Genomic DNA, 1,824 nt, shown 5'->3' with positions numbered 1-1,824 from the left:
CTGCCTCGCCTCGTTCGGAGTATGGGTACGACGGCCATTGGCAAGGGCCCGCGTACCACTCCGGTGGGCAGGCCGAACCGGGCGGCGCTCGCCGGTGCCGCGGTGGCGGGGGTTCTGCTGCTGTCGGTGCCGTTGGTGGTGCTCGGCTGGAACTCGGACGAGTCCTCGTCCAAGACGGAACCCACCGCCGGCACGGTCCTCAACGACGACGAAGCGGACAAGGCGGGTCAGTACGAGGCGGACACCGAGCCGAAGCAGGAGAAGCCGAAGGCGGAGAAGTCGGACGCCGCCGAAGAGCAGCAGGCGGAGGCGAAGACCGAGCCGAAGGAGGAGAAGGAGGAGAAGTCGAAGGCGGAGCAGAAGGACGAGGAGAAGAAGTCCTCGAAGCCCGCCAAGAAGAAGCCGGTGCTCGCGGTAGGGGTGCCGGTGGCGTTGCACGGACACAAGTCCGACCGCTGCATCAACGTCGGGGACAAGGAATTCAACGACGGCACCCCGCTCCGGCTGCAGAAGTGCGACGGGACGAAGGGGCAGCAGTGGCGGGCCGCCGAGGACGGGACGCTGCGCATCGGCGGCAAGTGCATGGACGTGCGAGGCGGCAACTTCAACAACGGCACCCAGATCCAGCTCTGGAAGTGCAACGGCGCAGGCGCCCAGAAGTTCAACGTGAACCAGGCGCACAACCTGGTCAACACGTCGGTGGGGATGTGCGTCGGCGGCAAGGACAGCGGCGTCGAACCGGGCACGAGGCTCGTCCTGGCCAAGTGCAACGGCACGGAGAACCAGAAGTGGAACTGAGGGTGCGAGGACGCCCCGCCCTCCGGCAACGCATGGCCGCGCGCGGCCGGTCGGAGACCTCCTGACGATCACCCGAAGTACCCGGGAAAGAAGACACCTTTCTCGGACCCCCACGCCGACCCGGAACGTCCGGGGAAGATCTTCAAGGTGGAGGAGCGGGCGAAGAAGGCCGTCGACGATCCCGAGCGGCGAGAGCAGGCCGTGTCCGCGAAGTCGCCCGAGGGCGGCCCCGTCCCCCGGCCGGCCGGGCTCAGCCGACGGCTCGACCAACGCAGGGGCCGAGTGCGCCAGTTCGGGCCGACGTACCTGTACGGAACCGGACCCCCACCGACTTCCGGTGCGGGCCGATCGACTATCCTGCGGTCGACCCGGATTCGCCTCGTGCGTCGGCCTCTCCGCGGTACGCCCAGGGTGAGCATCCGGGCGACGATGCCGTTCGCGAACTCGGCCCGTCCCGCTGCCGAAAGCGCTCCGCCCCGCGCGGTGACGCGAGCAGGGGTGACAAAAGGGATGGGCCCTGTGTCGGGGAGCGTTGACGATCGATAACCGACCGGGAGCGGTAGGCGAGTGTTACAGATCAATACGGAATGCGCCGTCAACTCGGTGCACATGGCATTGTGTTGGGACGTAGATTCCTTGGCCCCGTGACCGATCCCGCATCCGAGGCAGGTGGAGATGGCGTCCGGCGAAATAGCCGCGGACAAGGGCGCCGAAACCGTGGCGGCTCTGCGTGCTCGTCAGCCGTCGGGCGGCGCAGTGCTTCCCGCAGCGCATTCCTCGGAGTTTCCGGAGGCGCTCCGTAGGGCCGCAGCCGGCGGGCCGTCCGTCGACTCCGCCGCCGGCGTTCCTGCCGACCGATCCGAACGGGGCCCTTGGCCGCACGCATACCGGAGGACAACGTGACACCCTCGTCCCCAAAGTCCACTGCTTCCTCGGCCGGAGCGCAGGGCGGAGCCGACGGTTCGCCCGAGGCCGCCCAGCCCGAGGCCGAGCCCGGCGTCGTGCCGGGCGGCGCCTCCGCGGCGT

The 1,824-nt window shown here is 69.0% G+C and carries 1 protein-coding gene; it reads left to right on the top strand.

Going from position 1 to position 1,824, the window contains the following annotated elements:
* A partial coding sequence (locus tag UWG_RS0119055; RefSeq protein WP_029391583.1) for a ricin-type beta-trefoil lectin domain protein occupies window positions 1-798 on the top strand: 798 nt, incomplete at its 5' end.
* Window positions 799-1,824: the final 1,026 nt, after the last annotated feature.

Origin of the sequence: Streptomyces xiaopingdaonensis (assembly GCF_000262345.1) — a bacterium.
Taxonomy (GTDB): domain Bacteria; phylum Actinomycetota; class Actinomycetes; order Streptomycetales; family Streptomycetaceae; genus Streptomyces; species Streptomyces xiaopingdaonensis.
The sequence above is the reverse complement of the archived record's forward strand: the minus strand, read 5'-3'. Positions and strand labels throughout refer to the sequence as shown.